This window comes from Clostridium puniceum (genome assembly GCF_002006345.1).
Classification (GTDB): domain Bacteria; phylum Bacillota; class Clostridia; order Clostridiales; family Clostridiaceae; genus Clostridium; species Clostridium puniceum.
In genome coordinates, this window is record NZ_LZZM01000178.1 from 1 (window position 1) to 21,388 (window position 21,388).

Below are 21,388 nucleotides of genomic sequence, written 5' to 3' on the forward strand. Positions count from 1 at the left end.
GTGTATTATTAATTTCCATATCTTTTATATATAAATTAACTATTTCTTCATGAATATTTTTAAGTCTTTTAATACTTTTATTTTTACCTTCTAATTTAAATTCCCAATTATCTATATCAGGACATTTGTCTTTAATAAAATTATATGAAATTAATATAGTTATCATTGTAACAACATCATTACTATAATCAATTACAGAATGAACATCACCACTATTTACTAAAAATAATTCTTTGCGTCCTATAGAAGAAATTCTTCCGTTTGTAGAAAAAGTAGCACTTCCTTTATATAAGTACGTTAATTCTAAATCTTTATGCCAATGTTTTAGAACTACTCCAGGATCAGTATGTATTACTATCTTAGCAGGTATTCTTTTGGGAGTTGTAACTATTTCATAGCTGTAATTCATATAAGGCATCTCCTTTTTTGTATTTCTTAACTGATATTGAAATTAGTTAAAACATATAAATGCAGTTAAATTAGTTTTTTATGGTAACTTAAAAAATTATTATTTGAAATATTAATAAATGACAATAATTTTTAGAATATAATGCTATATTATCAATAAGTATAAGTTTATAATAATTATTGTAAACGGTATTTAAAGTAAAAATAGGTTGTACAAATTAAAGCAACCGATTGCAAATGTTAAAAAAATACTTTACAGTAAAAAATATTCTATTATTTAATATTATAAGTAAAAAAGCAAAGAAGTGCAATCGATTACTGTAATGTTTCAATTAGAGAAATATAAAATTATTATAATTTAAGAATTATAATCAAATTTTTACAAAATACATAATTTACATTAATTATAAGTTATTATTTTTTATGGATTATGCAATCGGTTGCTAAAAGTTTAACTTAAAGTCATTAATATATATACTTAGAATCTTAATAATTAAGTAAACTTGAAGATAAAAAATAAAAAAATTTAATTAAAAATTAGGGGGAATTAAAAAATGGTAAAGAAGAAAAAAATATTATCATTAATAATGACAACAGCATTACTAATGGGAACGTTAGCAGGTTGTAGTGGGTCAGCAAAAGAAACAGCAGGTGGTGCTTCAGATGATAAAACAATAACAGTTTGGTCACATATGAATGCTCAAGAATTGCCAGAACTTCAGGCATTAGCTGAGAAATGGGGAAAAGATAAAGGTGTTATAGTTAATGTTGTAGATGATAAAGGTCAAATACAAGACTATATTCAGGCAGCTAACAGCTCTAAAGGTCCAGATGTAATGATTGGTATAGCTAATGACAATTTAGGTACCTTCCAAAAAGCTGGTTTACTTGCAGAAGTACCAAATGATGTTATGGATGAAAGCAAATATATGTCTAACGGATTACTTGATGCAGTAACTATAGGCGGTAAGAAATATGCAGTTCCATATGCTCAAGAAACGGTTTCTTTGTTTATTAATAAGGACAAGGTTGAAGAAGTTCCTAAAACTATGGAAGAACTTGTAACTAAGGCTAAAGAGCCTAATGTTGGATTTTCATATAGTGTAAATGCTATTTATTACAATCTAGGATTCCTTACAGGTCAAGGTGGATATATATTTAAAAATAACAATGGAACAACTGATCCAGCAGATATAGGACTTGGTAATGAAGGTGCAATAAAAGGATTACAATTCATTAATGATTTAGTTGTTAAAGATAAACTTATTGCAGCAGATATCACTGATGACATAGCTAAAAATAGATTCATGTCAGGTGAAGCTGCATTCTATATTTCAGGAGCATGGGATACTGGGGCAGCTAAAGAAGCAGGACTTAATTATCAAATTGCACCAATGCCAACATTAGGTGGAAAACCTGTTACAACAGCTTTAGGCGTTCAAACAGCATTTGTTAGTGAAAAATCTATAAATAAAGATTTAGCTTGGGAATTAACAAAATATTTAATGGAAAATATTAATGACATAATTATTGATAAAGGTGGAAGAATTCCAGCAACTAAGGCTGGCGTTGAAAGTGATAAATTTAAATCATCTAGGGATATGGTTGCATTTAGCGAACAAGCAAAGGTTGCTAAACCAATGCCTAATATTACAGAAATGCAAGCAGTATGGACACCAGGAGGAAATACTTTAGTTGCAATGAACACTGGTACATTAGAGCCTAAGGCAGCTGGAGAACAATTAGTGCAACAAATAAAAGAAGGAATAGATCAAATGAAATAAAACTGAAAAGGGAGACTTCCCCTTATTTTATATAAGAGAAAACTAAATTTATAAATAATTATTTATTATAAAATATTATTTACAAATTACATTATAAGATTAATTTGTATAGAATGTTTTATTACAAAAGTAAATATAAGTAAATAAAAGAATACAATTAAAAGATATTTAATGTATTCTTTTATACGAAAGAGGGAGGAAATTATGGAAAATATAGAAAAAATGAAAATAGCAAAATCACAAAAAACGAAAATAAGAAAAAGCAAAAAAAGTATTGCCACAGTTCCTTTTTTATTACCAGCTATGATTTCAATATTTGTATTATCATTCCTACCTGTAATTTATACAATATATATTGCATTTACTGATTATACACAATATTCAAAAGGAGTTATTAATTTTGTAGGTTTTTCAAATTTTGTAGAAGTATTTAAGGGGCCATTTAGCCAAGTATTTTTCCCAGTATTTTTATGGACTTGCGTTTATGCAGTAATAACAACAATTGGAGGATTTCTTTTAGGACTTTTCATGGCTATATTGGTAAATAATGAAAATATAAAAGAAAGAGGTATATATAAGGCAATTTTAGTTATTCCATGGGCACTACCAGGTGTTGTTGCAGTACTTTCATTTCAAGGTTTGTTTAATGGAAGTTATGGTGCAATTAATAATTTACTTATTAGTATTAAGTTTATATCAACACCAATTCCTTGGTTAACAAATCCTTTATATTCTCAAATAGTAGTAAGTGCAGTTACTGTATGGTTAGGATTTCCATATATGATGAATGTTTCTTTGGGAGCGTTGCAAGCAATACCTAAAAGCTATTATGAAGCAGCAGATGTTGATGGAGCAAATAAATTTACTCAGTTTTGGAAAATAACATTGCCTTCTATTGCACAAACTGCATATCCTTTAGTAATTTCAAGTTTTGCATTTAATTTTAATAATTTTGGGACCGCATTTTTAATAACCAACGGAGCACCTGCTAGGGCTGGATCACAATTTGCAGGTTACACTGATATATTAGCATCGGTTAATTATAGATTGTCAATGACATTTGGAAGATATGAAATAGCTTCTACTATAAGTATTATAATATTTATACTATTAGGTACAATTTCATTTATACAAATGAAAGCATCAGGACAATTTGAGGAGGTTAATTAATATGGCATCAAATGAAAATGTTGAAGTATTAAAATATAAAAAGAAAATAAAACCATCTGCAAGAAGAACTGCATGGGCTTCAAGAGTGGTGATTTGGATTATGTGTATAATAGTAATTATACCAATTCTTGCAGTTGTTTCAGCATCAATGGCTAAAGGTAATGCATTTACTCAAACATCTATTTTCCCTAAAACTTTTACGTTAGAAAATTATGTGAAAGTTCTGACCAAAACTAAATTTCTAGTATGGATTAAAAATTCAGTATTACTTTGCATAAGTGTTGCTATGATACAGTTAATGTTAACAATGCCAGCAGCATTTGCTTTTTCTAAACTAAAGTTTAAGGGAAGAAGATATGGGCTTATGTCACTTTTAATTTTACAAATGTTCCCAACAACCATGGCCTTGCCAGCAATATTAGGAGTTGCATATAAATTTAATATGATGGATAACTTATGGGCATTAACAATACTTTTAGCAGGTGGAAGTGCATATAATATTTGGCTTATGAAAGGATATATGGATAGTATTCCTAAGGAATTAACTGAATCAGCGTATATAGATGGCGCGTCAACTTTTCAAGCATTTGCTAAAATAATACTTCCATTAATAAAAAATATGATGATAGTAATATTTATCTTTTCTTTTGTGGGAACATATAGTGAATTTTACTTTACATCAGCACTTATAAAAGGCGCAGATAGTCAAACAGTGGCAACAGGGATGAGAGTATTTATTTTAAATCAATATGCAGCAAATTGGACTCAATTCGCAGCAGCTGCAATAATGGCATCAATACCAGTTGTTTTTATATTTGTTCTTTCACAAAAATTCTTTGCACAAGGATTGACAGCAGGATCAGTAAAAGGTTAAAGAAAGATTGTGCAGAGTTAATGATTATAGTTATAGATTACATTAAGGCATATTAAAAAATAACAAGTTAGTATGCTGATGTATTTTAAATTATAATATTCTAGCTTGTTTATCTAGTATCCTACTATAAGATAAACATAGCTTTTGATTTGATACAAGATAGATATTGTATTGTTAGGTTGTTATTTGTTTCTATATCTAATTTTAAATATGTATTTGTTTTATTTATATGATATTTTATGATCAGATTTTAAATTAGCAATGGTTTATAAACTATTGGTTTATAAACAAATTTTGAATATAAACAACCTATAATTTTAAAGGACTATATAAGAGGAGGTAGCAGAGCCTTATGAAATTTGAAGCAGTGTATCACAGAACTTCAGATAATTTTTGTTATCCAATTAACAGCGACGATTTAATTGTAAATTTAAAAACAGGTTATGATGTAAAAAAGGTTTTTATAAATTATGGAGATCCATTTATGACTGGAATTTTAGGTGAAAATGAAAGATGGGAAGGAAAAAGAGAAGAGATTGTGTATAAAAAGAAGTTACAACATCAAATATGGTGGACTACAACCTTAAAGCCAGAATTTAAAAGATGCAGGTATTATTTTGAATTAGTTAGTGACAAGGAAATCTGGTATTATTTTGAGGATGGTTTTTTAAATGAAAATCAAATACATATGGAAGGAAGAATGCTACAATGCTTTACATTTCCTTGGATGAACAGTGCAGATATTAATACTACACCTGATTGGGTAAATAGTATGGTTTGGTATCAAATATTTCCAGAGAGATTTTGTAATGGAGATTCTTCTATTAGTCCCAAAGGTGTAAAGCCTTGGTGTAAAGGCAATGTTACTAATGAAGATTTTTATGGAGGAGATTTGCAAGGTATTATAAATAAATTGGATTATTTGGAATTGATGGGTATTACAGGCATATATTTGACACCAATATTTGAAGCAGCATCAACACATAAATATGATACAACTAATTATTTGAAAATAGACCCTAATTTTGGGGATGAAAAAATATTTAGAAACCTTATAGATAAAGCACATGAAAAAGGAATTAGGATTATGCTAGATGGCGTATTTAATCATAGTGGAGCTAAATTTGAACCATGGTTAGATGTATTAAAAAGAGGACCAGATTCAAAATATTTTGAATGGTTTATGGTAAATGAATGGCCTTTTGATGAAAATAGTAAAGATACTGAGGAAGGAAAATTTTATTCTTTTGCGTTTGCTACAAATATGCCCAAACTAAATACAAACAATAAAGAAGTAATTAATTATTTTATAAATGTATGTAAATATTGGATAAAAAATTATGATATTGATGGTCTTAGACTGGATGTTGCAAATGAAATTTCACATAAATTTTGTAAGACATTAAGAGAAAAAGTGAAAGCAATAAAGCCTGACTTTTATATTTTAGGAGAAATATGGCATGATTCTATTTCTTGGCTTAAAGGCGATGAACTTGATGCTGTCATGAATTATCCACTAACAAGCACTATTGCAGATTTTTGGATTGATAAAAGTTTAAATAAGGAAGATTTTGAGTGTGCAATTAATAGATGTTATACAATGTATATGCAGCAAAATAATAATGTGTTATTTAATTTGTTAGATTCTCATGATACAGAAAGATTAATCTCAAGAGTAGAAAATATAAATATTTTTTATCAACAGTTAGCGGTATTGTTCACAATGCCAGGAAGTCCATGTATATATTATGGAACAGAAATTGTCCTTGAAGGTAAGCATGATCCAGATTGTAGGAGATGCATGCCTTGGGATGAAATTGAAAATGGAAAATATGATAATAAAATAAATATTATAAAGAAATTAATTAAATTAAGAAAAAAGGAGCAACTTTTCAGAAGCTGTAATTTTCATTTTCCAAACACTGTTAAGAATGAGAGAGTCGTAGAATATATAAAACTAGATGAATGGGGCAATAAGTTAGAAGTTTTACTTAATTGTTCAGATGGGATTATTTCTGTAGAGGATGTTGGAGAAATTTTGTTTAGTCACTTATATTCTCATAGTAGATTACTTAGAAATGGCATATTAATAAGAAAAGTATAATAAGCATGAGATTATACTACTTATGGAATCAAAATTAAGCATACCAAAATTTAAGAAAGTTGAATTAATATTATGTACACTAATTATATTTTTGACCTTTATGGAACATTAGTAGATATTAATACTAATGAAAATTCTAAATCACTTTGGGAGAAGCTTGCTTTGTTTTATTCTTTTAATGGCGCTTATTATAATGAAAAAGGGTTAAAAGCTGCTTATAAGAGGAAAGTAAAAGAAACTCTATCGTCTATTGTGGGTACTGATTATCCGGATTTTCCAATAGAAAACATATTTAAATTACTATTTGAAGATAAAGATGTACATGTTTCTGAAAATACTATTAAAGCAACAACTCAAATGTTTAGAATTCTATCTATCAAATATTTAAAACTTTATGATGGAGTTTTAGAATTACTAGATTTACTAAAAGAAAAGAAGAAAAAAATTTACTTATTATCAAATGCACAAAGAATTTTTACATTATATGAAATGAAAACTTTGAAAATATATGAATATTTTGACGGGATTTATTTTTCTTCTGATCATTATGTATGTAAACCGGATAATATGTTTTATAATAAATTATTAAAGGAATTTAGTTTAGATACAAAAAATACAATAATGATAGGCAATGATTTTATTGCTGATATTGAAGGGGCTAGTTATGCTGGCCTAGATTCATTATATATTAATTCAAATCTATCATCTGAAATAACGAAAATTCTTAAAAGTAAATATAATATAATGGATGGAGATGTAAATAAAATAGCCGAATTAATCATATCTAAATAAATTTAAAATAATTTGCATGTAAGTAATTTTATTCTTGGTTGATTATTTTGCTTATGCATATGTTAAATAAGTAATTTCTATTAAAATCATTTATATTAATGTAATTTGGCTGAGACTCAAAATTTAATAATATATAAAATTAATCAATTAGGAAGAAGATAATACAATTATCCTCTTCCTAATTGATTAATTTTAAAATTTGCATATAATAACTTCATTTTCACCAGCAGTTACATTTTTATCTGTTGATATAATTAATTCAGAAACAATATCTGGATTAGTAACTAGAACTGGAGTAATAAGTGAAAAGCCTTTTTCTAAAATTAAAGCTTTATCTATTTCAATAATAGGAGTTCCTGCTTTTACAATATTACCTTCTGGAACAAGCTGTTTAAAGCCTTCACCATTTAGTGAAACCGTATCTATTCCTATATGAACTAATAGTTCAATTCCATTATCAAGGGTTAGAGCAAAGGCATGTTTTGTTTTGAAAACTAATGTTAAGGTTCCATCAGCTGGTGCAACTATTGTTTCACCAGTTAAATCAATAGCAACACCATCACCAGCCATTTTTTGAGCGAAAACTGGATCTGGAACCATTGATAGATCAATTACTGTGCCAGTAACTGGGGCAACAATTTTTAAATCATTTTTTTGTTTTGTATTAAAAAATTTAAACATATATACCTCCTAAATTCTTAGTAAGTGTATTATATTATTTATAGAATTTAGAGTCAATAAAAACATGGAATTGATTCCGTATTTATTAAATATATAAACTGTGACCAATTGGATATATTAAAATCATGTACAGTAATTGAGTATATGTAGTGTAGTACTAAAATATATATCTAAACTTTATTTTAATATATATTTTGCATTAAATTAAAAATGCTAATTGCTAGATATAAAAAGTATTATTACGATATAAGTTTAGAAGTAATTTTTACATCTAGTTTTTTATTTAGTAAAATTAAGATTTTTTATTGAGTTATTTAATGAATAATATTATATGCTTAGTAAAATAATAAAGATAAAGAATTTCTAAGCCATATTATGAAGTTTAGATATTTGCAATTTGAAAATCTAATAGTTATAATTATTAAACAAAATGTATTATAAAAGAATTGAATTATACTATTAAGTTATATATATTTATAATATGAAGGTATTTAATAATAGAGGTGATTAAGAATGAAAAAATTTAGAAGAATTTCTGTTGCAATTGCTATAATCCTTGTAGGTGTTATTGCAGCCATATATATGAATAAGCCTAAAGCTGTGGATAATAGTACAGAATCAGCAATATCGAATGAAAAAGTTACTTCTACTGATGAAAGTACAGAAAATACAATACCTAAGAAAGATCTTACTTTTGCAGTATTAGGAGATGTACATGGAAATCTTCCTAGCTTTCAAGATGCTATTGAGGATTTACACAATATAAATCCTCGTATGGATTTATTGGTACTCAATGGAGATACTGTAGATCAAGGTAAGGAAGAGTCATACGTTTCAATTAAAGATGCTATAAGTAAAAATAAAAATTTGTTGCCTAAAACGATTATTAAAAATATAGGAAATCATGAGTTTTATGATTATGAGGCAGGGTCAAACTCACCTGAGCAAGTTAAAACATTTATAAATAGATACCTTGAATTTGCTGGTGAGGAAAAAGTATATCATGATAAATGGATCAATGATTATCATTTTATATCTTTAGGTTCTGAGGATGGTAATTCTAAAACTACAGATTCAGTGAGAGCTTTTATATCTGATATCCAGCAAAAATGGCTGAAAGAAAAATTATCAGAAAATTATCAAAAAGGGAAACCTATATTTGTATTTTTACATCAACATTTAAATGATGGAAATACAGGTTGGATAGGTGTTGAACAAAGTAAAGAAGTTAGAAAAATACTATCAAAATATCCAGAAGTAATATTATTTACTTCACACACACATAGTGACTTAAATAATAGTAGCATATTATTTAAACAGCCGTTTACTATGATTCACACTGGAGCTGTCAGTTATACTATCGTATATGATGACAAGAGTGATGGCGGTAGAAGGAGAGAACCGTATATTAAGGGGTTGTATGTTGAAGTTGATGGCAATAAGGTTGTTGTTAATGGAAGAGATATTAAAGAAAAGAAATGGATATTTAATAAGGAAATTTCAATGCAATAAATGAACTTGTGGTAATAAATTATATTTAATATTAATTAAAAATCAAATTTAATATATTGTGCATATAATATTCTAGAATAATAAATTTAGGAAAAAAATATGAAGTTTTTATCTAAAGTATATGAAATTTTGAGGTATAAAGAATATAGTAAGGATAATATAAGGGCAAATGATGAAAAACAGAGTTCTGATGTTACAAACTATGTAAATTCAAACAATTTTTCAAGTAATACTAGTTATTTTATTTGGGTAGATATTAAAAACTTTAGAGTAAATATTTTTAAGGGAACCACAAATAAATGGACTATGGTTAATAGTTATTTATGTACAATAGGAAAGAAATCAACACCAACACCAAAAGGAACTTATAAAATTGGAATTAAAGGACTTTATTTTGGAGTAAACAAAGGATATAAATGTTGGTATTATACTCAATTCAAGGGAAATTATTTGTTCCACTCAATAATATATAATTTAGATGGATCTGTTAGAGATGGAAGGCTTGGAATGAAATTATCTGATGGGTGTATAAGACTGTCTAAAGTAAATGCAAAATGGATTTATGATAATATTCCAATAGGAACTAAAGTAGTAATAAGTTAAAAACACTAAACTGTTTTCTAGATTGTGGTTTAGTGTTTTAGTTTTCTGACTTAGTTTATTGAAGGAAATCTTTACATTTTTTATTTAATTAACCAGCAGGTTTTATTATTTGAAAATTTAAAATCAAGCTTTTTTTGAAAGTGCAATAGAAGCTTGATTTGTTTCAATAACTTGTCCTTAGGGATACTTTTGTTGGCTAAAGCTTCATTAGTAGCTGCAATTTGCAATGCTGAGCCAATACCCCTACCTATATATTTGGGAAAAACTTCTAACATACCTATAGAACCTTCTTCATGATTCCATATAAATCCACATAAGTTATTATGAATAAATCCACCAAGCATAGCATTTGCATTCAATCTATTTTCAATATAATTAATACCCACCATATCTATTTTAGAGTATTTTTTAATTATATAATATTTTTATGTTCTAGTGTAAGATGTTTAATTTCTATTGAAGAGTTCAATATTTTTATAGGAGTTTGCTTTGTATAAACTGTATTATAGCAAATCATTGTTTCACTAAAGTTAAATTTTTGTCTTAATAAGTCAAAAGAAAATTTATCATGTGTAACAATTAGGTTAAGATTGTTAGGTAGTTTATTAATTAAATTTTTTGTTATTTCAGTATTAGCAGAAAGCATATATATTTGAGAAGGAACATCTATTAAAAGAACACCTTCATCTGATGCCCAAAAAATTTTAGAACTACCTCTTCGTATGCATTCAAGCATATCTACATTTAATAAAAAATCTTTAGATAACATTTTATTAGCAATATTATTAAGCATAATAATTAAATTCTTTCGTAAATAGTGTTAATAGTATAAATTACCTATTAATATATTAAAATTATATCATATATTCTGCTTCAATTTATGAATAGTGTTAATTAGGAAACTTAACATTTATTAAATAACATATTGTATATCAATATTACCAATTATGATACAATAATTATTAAAAGAAAGAAGCAATAGATACTAAAAATTATTTAGTTGTATCATACTTATTAAAAGAAGAGGAATATAAATTAGCAAAATAAAATTTAAAATTGTAGGAGGATTTGCTATGAAATACGAATGGTTTGATGAATATTGCCTTAATAAAAAAGGTGCAGAAAAAGATTTTAAAGAAGAATGGAATGCGATTAGATATCTTATAAGAGGAAAGATGTTTGTTATGCAAGGAAGAGATAAGGAAGGAAATCCAATAATCACTTTAAAATGTGAGCCAAGCTTTGGACAATTTTTAAGAGATGAATATCAAGATATTGTATCAGGTTATTATATGAACAAAGAACACTGGAATTCGGTTTATATTGAGGGAGAAGTTCCTGATGAAGTAGTAAAACAAATGCTAGATATGTCATATGATTTAGTTGTGGTTTCATTAGGCAAAAAGATTCAAAAGAGATTAATGGATTAAAATGAAAAATCAGAAAATTCAAAAAACATATTGCAATTTATTATAAATAACGATATAATAAAAACAAGATAAAGATAAAAAATTTATCTTAGTGGACTGACACTTAAATCCGGCAGAAGCGTATATCTTAAGAGGTATACAGTTGGTGACGGGCAACGTAAAAATCCCGGAAGCGATGTACGACGTAGGGTCGTACCCAGTTGGCGGACAACGTAAAAATCAGTTACTAAGAAAGAGCAAGTGTATTTATACGCTTGCTCTTTGCTGTTTATAATGAAAAATAGATAAATGGTAAGGACCTTTCCATTAACATGAATTTTTGGTACTATAAAGTATGAGCTATAAAATTTAATAATATGCAATAAAAATATTGCTAAATTTTATAGCAACAAAAGCATTAAAGTTAAGGGAGGGATTAAGTGAATAATAAAGCTAACAAAGACGAATTTTTAGGGTATATCAACTTTCTATGGAAACAAGGTCAAATTTCAGAAAATGCATTAATAAAAATTAGAGATGAATATTGTAAGGAAAAATTGAGATGGAAAGAAGTTTCAAATGATAGATTTCAAACTTATGAGCAGAATACAGAAAATTTATCTGAAAATGACTTTTATAATAGTAAAGAGATTAGAAATGATTTAGAACCAGAAAAAATTAAAGAAGAATATTTTACTGTACTTGAAGAGCCATCAAGTGAAATAAATAATAATGAAATAAAAACTACGGTGAATAAATCATATGATATTGAAAGAAATCAAAATATAAATGAAAAAAGTAAATTAATAAAAGAACGTAATATTACAATAATTCTAAGTTTAGGAATTGTTTTGATTCTTCTTGCGGGAATAATTCTTGCAACTAGTACATGGAGTTTGATGAGTAATGGTGTAAAAACAATTGCTTTATTAATGGTAAGTATATTATTTTTTTTAATGAGTAGATTTACAGAAAAGAAGCTTAAAATTATTAAAACTTCATTTGCATTTTGGATATTAGGTAATTTATTTTTACCAGTAATATTATTATCTATAGGATTCTTTAAGTTATTAGGTAATTATTTAAGTATTGGAGGCCAAGGAAGATATGTTTATGGAATTATAAGTTCGGCTATATGCTTAATATTTTTTTCTTATAGCATTAAAAAATACAAAAAGGTTACTTTTACATGGATTACACTTATTGATTCTGAGATATTATATTGGTTTATTTTAAAACAATTAAATATCAATTATAATATGGAATTATTAATGTTACTAATTTATACATTAATGTTATCAGGTATTTATCATAAATTAAATAAAACACAAAGTATATATCATTTTGTTACTAAAACCATAAAATATTATGTACTTATTAATCTTGTTGCATGTATTTTTCGAATTTTAGGTAGCAGTGTTTATGCAACAATCGTGACTATGATGGGAGAGCCAAATCAAATTATCCAAGTGGGTATACTTACAGTTGCAATTGTTGTTTTAACAATTATTATAACTTATTGGATTTATGATTTTAAATTTCAAGGTGGAATATTTGTTTCAAGTATTTTGATTTTAGCAATACATATGATATGCATTACTTTTAGACTTAAAATGGATGTATTTGCTTACTACATTATAATGAATTTAGGATTGATTGCAATTTATGGAGTGATTTATTATTTCAATAACTTTAAATATTTAAAGACTGGAACAGATGTAATAATATTAAGCACAATGATAATTTTAGATTTAATTTCAATAATACCATTAAAAGCTTTATATACAGCAGTACTAATATATATATTAGTAGTCATTATAGTTATTACTACAAAAAAAGCAAAAGATGAATTTTATTTAGGAGCATTAAAATTTGCAATACCAATTACTATTTTTATTGCAAATTTATTTACATTAGCAGGGCTTAAATTAATAGAAAATATATTTTCTAATGGAAGATTTCATTTAGGTTTTATTTATATTATTTTAAATATTGGAAGCATATATGGATTAAGTTTAATTCTTAATTTAAAAAATAAAAACAATTATAAAATATATTTATATGAAGGACATACATTTTTAGCATTGATTTATTTTCTTACTTTGTTTTTCCCAATAGATAGAATAATAGCTGGAACAGCAGTAGCTATTGTAACAGGAGGATGTTTTCTTCTGGAAAAGAGTGAATTAAAAATAAAAATATATTTATATTTATTTATAACAATGATTACAATTGTATTATTGGATTTAGACATATTATTTAGGTTTAATAAAATGAATATATTTTTTTTAAAGCCACAAAATATATTTTTATGCATAAGTTTAATCCTTACAATTATTTGGATATGTTCTAAAGAAATATGGAAAAAGCGATTAAATTCATATATAATTGGAATTTATTCTTTTGGTTTTTTTAATTCTTTATTTTTTAATGATTTTGAAAACTTAAATTATAAATTTATATTATTTTTAATAGGGTGTATTGGATTACTGGTATTATTTTTGTATAAGAGCAAAAAAATTGCACTTATATATATTCCTATAGGCTGTCTTTGGATTATAAGCTTAAGAATAATTTATTATTTTGATACAATAAACCAAACAGTAGCAAATTGTTTGGTAGCTTGCATAATAGCTGCAATAGGATACATTCTTTATAATATGGATGAAATTTCAGGACAAAAGGAAATATTATATTGCCATATTTTTTCGGGAATATCTCTTATTTGCTCAATTATGATTTCATTTGACGAATCTATTCCATATGTATTTAATATTTTTTCACTTATAGTGTTTGGAGTGTTTTTATATTATGGAAGTCAATTTATAAATAATGAAAATTTAAAAAGAAGTTTAAAAATAAGCTCCATGTTCTTTAATTATATTGCTTATGGAAGACTTATTTTAAAATTAGGGTTTTTAGAAAAGTATCAAATGGATTTTGTATTGGTTCCATCTATTATTATATTGCATTTAATAATAAAGTATTATTTCAAAAAAAAGAATACTGTTTGTATAGTTATGTTAAGAATTTGGTACTTAAGTGTAGGAATTATTCTCTTGTTATCTCATCAAAATAATAACTCATTTGAAGCAATTGCTTTCTGTATTTTATGTATAATAAGCATTATTGTGGGATTTATTATTCAAAGAAAATTATATTTTATTGGTGGAGCAATATTTTTACTAGTAGGTGTATTTTTAAACACTTTAAATTTCTGGCTAAGTATACCATGGTGGATATATTTATTACTTGGAGGAGCGTTGCTAATATTTTTTGCTAGTAAAAATGAGTTTAATAAAAGTAATAAAAAAGATAGAAAAGAAAATTTTATAAGTAAAATTATAAAGAAAATCAAAACATGGTAATTATTGATAGAAGTTATGCGTAAGGTAAAAGAATTTAAATATAGAAGCTAATCAGATTGATGATATTTAAGAATATAAACATAAAGAATAAATAAGAACTAAGAAATTAAATAAGTACGCTAAGAAATACAATAATGATTAATTTTATGAATATAAAGTATTTACTGAAAGAGCAAATCCATTTAGTGCATTTGCTCTTTTTTTGTTATAGTATATATTCCGATTTTAAGATTTAAAGAGAAATTTTTATTGGTAGAAAATTGTAAATTAACTTATATAATTGTATTTATGAAAAAGATGATTTGTTAATGTTAATTTAAAAAACTATTGGAAAAATAATAAATTGTTATATAATAGAGTGGTGTAATTATAAATATATTTAATCTTATTAAAGGCTGGAAAGTTTCAAGGGAGTGCTTTTCAGTTAGTAAAAACTAAAGAGTGGAGTTATAATTAATGAAAAAATTTAAAAAAGTTTACATAGAAATAACGAACATTTGTAATTTAAGCTGTAATTTTTGTCCTAGAACCTCTAGAAAGTTAGAGGTTATGGACAAAGAATCCTTTGAGCATATTGTTAAAAATATAAAACCTTATACAGATTATATTTATTTCCATTTAATGGGAGAGCCGTTTTTTAATAAAGAGCTTGAATCTTTTTTAGAAATAAGCAAAGAAAATCAATTAAAGGTTAATATAACTACTAATGGAACATTAATAGACAAAGTTAAAAGTGTGTTACTTAATGCACCTGCATTGAGGCAGGTAAATATTTCACTTCATAGTTTTGAAGCTAATGGAGAACAAATTGATTTTAATAAATACATAAACAATATAATTGACTTTGTTAAAGATGCAGCAGAAAATACTAATATAATTTGTGCTTTAAGGTTGTGGAATTTAGATACAAAGTATAGTGCTAGTAATAATATGAATATTGATATATTTAATTTACTTAAGAAAGAATTTGAAATAAACTGTGACTTAAAAGAATGTTTAAAAGAAAAGAACAGTTTTAAGTTAAGAAAAAATGTGTATATTAGTATGGGAGAAAAATTTAAATGGCCATCTTTAAAGGTAGAAGAATTAGGTGAACGAGCTTTTTGCTATGGACTTAGAGATCAAATAGGTATATTAGTGGATGGAACTGTTGTACCATGCTGTTTAGATAGCGATGGAAGTATTTCTCTTGGAAATATCTTTGAAAATAATTTAGATGAAATTTTAAATTTTACAAGAGCTAAAGATATATATAATGGATTTTCAGAAAGAAAAGCAGTGGAAGAATTATGTAAAAGATGTGGGTTTATAAATAGAATACGATAAGAATATTTATAATAAAGAAGAAATAGAAATGGATGTGGTTAAATGGAAGCAGCGATTAAATCAGTAGCAGTTTTTTTATTATTATATTTTTCATATTATTATGCATTACGATTTATTCAATCAATTTTTCAAGGAGCAATAGGAAGTATAAGTTCTAATTTAGGAAAATTTATATATGCACTTAGCACGCCAGCTCATGAATTAGCTCATTTATTGGTTGCCATATTATGCCTTGCTAAAATTGAAGAAGTGAAACTTTTGCCAAATGCGAACACACCTGGATATGTAAAGTCAAGAATAAGCAGCAATATACCATTTTTGATAAGCATAAAGGGATTTTTCATAGCAATAGCACCGGCCTTGGTTAATATACCTCTATTTATATTTATAGAAAGTAAATTTGTATTAAAATGTGAAATATCAGAAATATCAAGAATTTTAGATCCGAGATTTTTAATAACTAAAGAAGGTTTAATAACAATTTTATTGTTTTTAGTATTAATAAGTGGAATAGCACCAAGTCATGAAGATTTTAAAGGAATGATTAAAGGTCTTATAATTTTTAGTGTTGTTATATTTGGGTTATCTTTTGTAACATCTATGTTTTTGGATATGAAATGGGTAAATATTAATCCAATACTAACAGTTATATTTTATTATTTAGAAATTATAATAGGAGTTTTAATAATAAATGCAATTATAAATTATAGAAATTGTATTAGAATTACTTGGGCTATAATAATAAACGCCTTAAAACATACATTTAAAAGGAATTAATAAAAACGACAAGTCGAGTAGGTATAAAATCGGTGTATTATTTTCTACTATATAGCAAATTACATATAAGTTTAGGGAGCAAAGAGATTTACTTTTTGCAGGTTATGACTATATAAATGTATTTATTCAAAATGGAGATACAGAAAAGCAATTAAAACAGATTAATATGATATATAAGTAATTTAATGTATATATATATATATTAATGTTAATACTCCTTAATAAGGAGTGATTATTTATGATTAGTAAAAAGAAACTATTTATTGGAATGGTAATAATATTAGCATTTATTTTTGGTATAACTTATTATTTATCAGATAAATATATAACTAATAAAAATTTAAAATATAATGCAGTTGAAGCAAGTGAGATAAATAAGAACAACAAACTAAGTGATAATACAAAAATATATTTGTTTTCAGGAGAAAAGAAAGAAAAAGAATTAACAATAGCTGAGTTAAAGAAAGAATTGAATATAGATGGAAATTTAACAAAAGGAGAATTATCGAAAGCATTAAGTGAGAAAGGATATGTTCTTGAATTAAATGCTGATGGTGAAATGACATATAAAAAAGATAATTCTAAATCAGTGAAACCAAATAAATATTATATTGGTGAAAAAGATGGATTTTTAGCTATATATAAAACTGATAAGGATGGAATATTATTAATTGAAAACAATGAAGATATATATTTGAACAATAAGAAAGTAAATAATTTAAGAGAAATGGATAAAAATAAAATTAAGAATTTTGAATTTGAATATGATTCAAAAGAAGAAGCAGAAGAAAATTTGTCAGAATTTTTGTCATAAATGCATTAGAACATAGATATTTATGATTAAAAAGTGCAATTAAAAAAGGTATGGAGTGATTATTTACTCACATACCTTTTTAAGTATTTAAGAAACTAGAAAAAATCTAAGTATTAATAACATAAGCAATTTTATAGTTAAGTAAGAAAAGTTTACTGATTTTTAGAATTATAGATTTTTATATAAATATCATTTTGAAGATTTTATTATTAATTATCCATTGTTAACTGTCAATTGTGCATTGAAAAATTTCATTTTAAATGATAAAGTATAAGTTAGGTTTTATAGATTATATTTGATAAAATATTCATATAATCATAATAAAAGTGGAGGAATTTGAATGTACGAATATATTAAAGGAAATTATGTAGGCATAAATAAGGATTATATAATAGTGGAAAATAATGGAATTGGTTATAAAATATTTACCTCAGGCGTTACAATGTCCTCCATTCCAAAACCAGGAGAGGAAATTATGCTTTATCTTGAACAAATTGTGAGAGAAGACTTTTTAGGTCTTTATGGATTTGATTCTAAGGAAGAATTAGAATTATTTAAATTGCTTTTAACAGTTAGTGGTGTTGGTCCCAAGGCAGCATTATCATTGTTATCAATAAGTAGAGTTAATAATTTGAAGTATGCTATATTAACTGGTGATGAAAAACATATTTGTAGAGGTATTGGTATAGGTAAAAAGACAGCTGCTAGAATTATTTTAGAGCTTAAAGATAAATTAAAATCGGATGAATTACTTAATGAGCCTCAAAATACAGATATTAGCACTAACGAAAATATTATGGTATTATCAGAAGCATTAAGTGCATTACTTGCATTAGGTTATAGTGAAAAGGAAGCTGAGTCAGTACTTAAAAATGTAGATAAAAATGAGAGTATTGAAAATATAATTAAGGCCGCTTTGAAATTATTAATGGGTTAGTTTTAGTAATTAACTATACATTGTTAAACTTGGTAGATATAAATTCCTGTGAAGAAATTAAGTTATAATATAATAAATTATAAATTATTTACTAACATTTAAGTTAATAATTTAAATGTGAAATTTTAAATATAGTTACACAGTTAAAATCTATAATTTATTAGAAATGAGGAGGTTTTTATGGAAAGAATAGTTAATGCATTTGAATTGCAAGAAGATTCTAATTCTGAACTTAGTCTAAGACCTCAAAAAATAAGTGAATATATAGGACAAGATAAGGTTAAGGAAAGATTGGATATATTTATAAAGGCAGCAAAGAATAGAAATGAAGCTTTAGATCATGCGATTTTATATGGTCCACCAGGACTTGGAAAAACCACATTAGCAAATATTATTGCAACGGAAATGGGGGGAGATTTAAAAGTTACTTCAGGACCTGCAATAGAAAGGGCTGGAGATTTAGCAGCTATTTTAACAACATTAAAGGATTTTGATGTTTTATTTATTGATGAAATTCATAGATTAAATAGGTCTGTTGAAGAAATCTTGTATCCAGCAATGGAAGATTATGCATTAGATATAGTTATAGGAAAAGGAGCAGCTGCAAAGTCTATAAGAATTGATCTTCCTAGATTTACACTTATAGGAGCAACAACAAGAATAGGTATGCTTTCAGCACCACTTAGAGATAGATTTGGTGTACTTTGTTCGATGGAATATTATACAGATGAAGAGCTTAAAGAAATTTTAGTTAGAAGTGCCACTGTTTTTGGATGTAAAATTACTGAGGAAGGAGCATTTGAAGTTGCAAGAAGATCTAGAGGGACACCTAGAATTGCTAATAGATTATTAAAAAGAGTTAGAGATTATTCAGAGGTAAAAGGTAATAATCTTGTATCACTAAAGGAAGCAAAGGAAGCTTTAGAATTATTAGAAGTAGATAATCAAGGCTTTGATAAGGTTGATAATAAGATATTAGAAGCTATTATAGATAATTTTAATGGTGGACCTGTAGGAATTGAAACACTTTCCTATTTTATAGGAGAAGAGCTTGGAAGTATAGAAGATGTTTATGAACCCTACTTATTACAAAAAGGTTTTATAATAAGAACTCCAAGAGGTAGAATCGCAAGTGAAAAAGCATATAATCACCTTGGAAGAGTAAATACCTCAAAAAATAAAATCAACAACAGTGTGCAGGGGAATTTTTTTGAAGAGTAGATAAATTGTTTGCTAAAAATATTCATCTATGAAAAGAGTTCAAAGCACAATTAGGAACTTATTAAGTACGACCAAGAACTTATTAAACGGAATAAATCTTATACATTGAAAATTTAAAAATAAAAATATAAAATTGCTCGCAGAGAAAATTATGATAACCAAATGTTAAATGCTCACAGGAAAAGTTCGAAGAACGAAATGTAAAACTTTCGATTGTCACTTTTGAAGCATCACTTTTGGACGCTTATTTATAATAAGGTTTTTAGTTAGGAGAAGAATAACATATGAACGTAAAAGATTTTGATTTTTACTTGCCAGAAGAGTTAATAGCTCAACATCCTTTAGAAAAAAGAGATTCATCAAAACTTATGGTTTTAGATAAGAAAACTGGTGACATTAGTCATAAAAGATTTCATGATATTGTAGAATATTTAAAGGAAGGTGATACTTTAGTATTAAATAATACAAGAGTAATGCCAGCAAGATTAATTGGTGAAAAAGAAGAGACTGGTGGTAAAATAGAATTCCTTTTGCTTAAAAGAGTTGAAAAGGATAAATGGGAGTGTTTAGCAAAGCCGGGTAAATCAGCAAGATTAGGAAGAAAGTTTACTTTTGGAGATGGTAAATTAAAGGCAGAAGTAGTAGAAGTTAAAGATAATGGGAATAGAATCGTTGAATTTTTCTATGATGGAATATTTGAAGAAGTATTAGATACACTAGGTGAAATGCCATTACCTCCATATATTCACGAAAGATTAGAAGATAAAGAAAGATATCAAACAGTTTATTCAAAGGAAAATGGTTCAGCTGCAGCACCAACAGCAGGTCTTCATTTTACAAAAGAATTATTATCTGAAATAAAAGTTAAGGGTATAAATATAGTTTATTTGACTTTACATGTTGGTCTTGGAACTTTTAGACCTGTAAAAGTTGAATCATTAGAAGAACATGAGATGCATTCAGAGTTTTATATGCTTTCAAAAGAAAGTGCAGATATAATAAATGAAACTAAAAAAAGAGGGAATTACGTTATTTCTGTTGGAACAACATCAACAAGAACTTTAGAGACCATTGGTGATGAAAATGGATTAGTTAAAGAACAAAGTGGCTGGACTAATATTTTTATATATCCAGGATATAATTTTAAAGTAGTGGATAAATTAATAACAAACTTCCATTTACCAGAATCAACATTGATAATGCTTGTTTCAACTTTAGCTGGAAGAGATAATGTTATGAATGCATATAAGGAAGCTGTAAATGAAAGATATAGATTTTTCTCATTTGGAGATGCTATGTTTATAAATTAACAGTTGAGGAAAAAGTTTCTATGGAATTTTAAATAGAAAGTACTTTACAAAACAGTATTAAATACTAAAAGAAATTATAAAGTAATTACAAGTGTAATTGTGATATTAAAAAAAGCTTTGAGTACATTGATGAGGTGACATAATCAATTGTTTCAATTATATAAGGTATTTTTAGATATATATTCTAACTTTTATTGCTTAACAAAGGAATACTATTGTAATAATTTAAGTTTGAACTATCTTTTTATATATTTTCTCTAGATACCTACAAGAATTTATAATTATAAGAGGTGAAACT

At 26.2% G+C, this 21,388-nt stretch carries 19 protein-coding genes; 15 read left to right on the forward strand and 4 right to left on the reverse strand.

Annotated features, from left to right (window positions below; genetic code table 11):
- The coding region (locus tag CLPUN_RS14435) for an AraC family ligand binding domain-containing protein (protein ID WP_158078776.1) at positions 1-409 on the reverse strand (409 nt) is incomplete at its 3' end.
- 553 nt (positions 410-962) lie between these two features.
- On the opposite strand from CLPUN_RS14435, the gene CLPUN_RS14440 reads away from it, so the two are divergent.
- The 5 genes from CLPUN_RS14440 to CLPUN_RS14460 all read left to right on the forward strand — a co-directional run bounded on the left by CLPUN_RS14440 (position 963) and on the right by CLPUN_RS14460 (position 7,132).
- On the forward strand, positions 963-2,192 hold the full coding sequence (locus CLPUN_RS14440) for a sugar ABC transporter substrate-binding protein (protein ID WP_077847957.1): 1,230 nt from the start codon (positions 963-965) through the stop codon (positions 2,190-2,192).
- A gap of 222 nt (positions 2,193-2,414) precedes the next feature.
- Positions 2,415-3,362 carry a carbohydrate ABC transporter permease gene (locus CLPUN_RS14445; protein WP_077847994.1) on the forward strand — a complete coding sequence of 316 codons (948 nt, stop codon included), beginning with the start codon at positions 2,415-2,417 and terminating at the stop codon, positions 3,360-3,362.
- 1 nt (position 3,363) lies between these two features.
- On the forward strand, positions 3,364-4,236 hold the full coding sequence (locus tag CLPUN_RS14450) for a sugar ABC transporter permease (protein WP_077847958.1): 873 nt from the start codon (positions 3,364-3,366) through the stop codon (positions 4,234-4,236).
- Positions 4,237-4,588: 352 nt separating this feature from the next.
- Positions 4,589-6,340 carry a glycoside hydrolase family 13 protein gene (locus tag CLPUN_RS14455; RefSeq protein WP_077847959.1) on the forward strand — a complete coding sequence of 584 codons (1,752 nt, stop codon included), beginning with the start codon at positions 4,589-4,591 and terminating at the stop codon, positions 6,338-6,340.
- 72 nt (positions 6,341-6,412) lie between these two features.
- Positions 6,413-7,132 (forward strand): HAD family hydrolase, encoded by a 720-nt coding sequence (locus CLPUN_RS14460; RefSeq protein ID WP_077847960.1) that lies wholly within the window; start codon positions 6,413-6,415, stop codon positions 7,130-7,132.
- Between the two features lie 192 nt (positions 7,133-7,324).
- Here CLPUN_RS14460 and CLPUN_RS14465 read toward each other — a convergent pair whose 3' ends face one another.
- Positions 7,325-7,813: a PTS sugar transporter subunit IIA gene (locus CLPUN_RS14465; RefSeq protein ID WP_077847961.1), complete on the reverse strand. Its 489-nt coding sequence runs from the start codon at positions 7,811-7,813 to the stop codon at positions 7,325-7,327.
- Positions 7,814-8,326: 513 nt separating this feature from the next.
- Here CLPUN_RS14465 and CLPUN_RS14470 point away from each other — a divergent pair.
- Together CLPUN_RS14470 and CLPUN_RS14475 are read left to right on the forward strand one after the other, a co-directional pair.
- Positions 8,327-9,325, forward strand: a complete 999-nt coding sequence (locus CLPUN_RS14470; protein WP_077847962.1) for a metallophosphoesterase family protein — start codon at positions 8,327-8,329, stop codon at positions 9,323-9,325.
- 99 nt (positions 9,326-9,424) lie between these two features.
- Positions 9,425-9,928, forward strand: a complete 504-nt coding sequence (locus CLPUN_RS14475) for a L,D-transpeptidase (RefSeq protein WP_077847963.1) — start codon at positions 9,425-9,427, stop codon at positions 9,926-9,928.
- Positions 9,929-10,008: 80 nt separating this feature from the next.
- Here CLPUN_RS14475 and CLPUN_RS28765 read toward each other — a convergent pair whose 3' ends face one another.
- A complete protein-coding gene (locus CLPUN_RS28765) occupies positions 10,009-10,314 on the reverse strand; it encodes a GNAT family protein (protein WP_242954140.1) in 306 nt (101 codons plus the stop codon).
- Positions 10,315-10,340: 26 nt separating this feature from the next.
- Entirely contained in the window at positions 10,341-10,721 is a 381-nt protein-coding gene (locus CLPUN_RS28770; protein WP_242954141.1) for a hypothetical protein, read from the reverse strand.
- A gap of 280 nt (positions 10,722-11,001) precedes the next feature.
- On the opposite strand from CLPUN_RS28770, the gene CLPUN_RS14485 reads away from it, so the two are divergent.
- From CLPUN_RS14485 to queA, 8 genes are all read left to right on the forward strand, one after another.
- A complete protein-coding gene (locus CLPUN_RS14485; RefSeq protein ID WP_077847964.1) occupies positions 11,002-11,358 on the forward strand; it encodes an MmcQ/YjbR family DNA-binding protein in 357 nt (118 codons plus the stop codon).
- Between the two features lie 419 nt (positions 11,359-11,777).
- Positions 11,778-14,705 carry a hypothetical protein gene (locus CLPUN_RS14490; protein WP_077847965.1) on the forward strand — a complete coding sequence of 976 codons (2,928 nt, stop codon included), beginning with the start codon at positions 11,778-11,780 and terminating at the stop codon, positions 14,703-14,705.
- Between the two features lie 456 nt (positions 14,706-15,161).
- Positions 15,162-16,031: a radical SAM/SPASM domain-containing protein gene (locus CLPUN_RS14495; RefSeq protein ID WP_077847966.1), complete on the forward strand. Its 870-nt coding sequence runs from the start codon at positions 15,162-15,164 to the stop codon at positions 16,029-16,031.
- A gap of 42 nt (positions 16,032-16,073) precedes the next feature.
- A complete protein-coding gene (locus tag CLPUN_RS14500; protein WP_077847967.1) occupies positions 16,074-16,808 on the forward strand; it encodes a hypothetical protein in 735 nt (244 codons plus the stop codon).
- 238 nt (positions 16,809-17,046) lie between these two features.
- On the forward strand, positions 17,047-17,622 hold the full coding sequence (locus CLPUN_RS14505) for a hypothetical protein (RefSeq protein ID WP_077847968.1): 576 nt from the start codon (positions 17,047-17,049) through the stop codon (positions 17,620-17,622).
- Positions 17,623-17,962: 340 nt separating this feature from the next.
- Positions 17,963-18,559, forward strand: a complete 597-nt coding sequence (gene ruvA / locus CLPUN_RS14510) for a Holliday junction branch migration protein RuvA (protein ID WP_077847969.1) — start codon at positions 17,963-17,965, stop codon at positions 18,557-18,559.
- 180 nt (positions 18,560-18,739) lie between these two features.
- Positions 18,740-19,780, forward strand: a complete 1,041-nt coding sequence (ruvB, locus tag CLPUN_RS14515; protein WP_077847970.1) for a Holliday junction branch migration DNA helicase RuvB — start codon at positions 18,740-18,742, stop codon at positions 19,778-19,780.
- Positions 19,781-20,064: 284 nt separating this feature from the next.
- Positions 20,065-21,090 (forward strand): tRNA preQ1(34) S-adenosylmethionine ribosyltransferase-isomerase QueA, encoded by a 1,026-nt coding sequence (queA, locus tag CLPUN_RS14520; RefSeq protein WP_077847971.1) that lies wholly within the window; start codon positions 20,065-20,067, stop codon positions 21,088-21,090.
- Positions 21,091-21,388 lie beyond the last annotated feature (298 nt).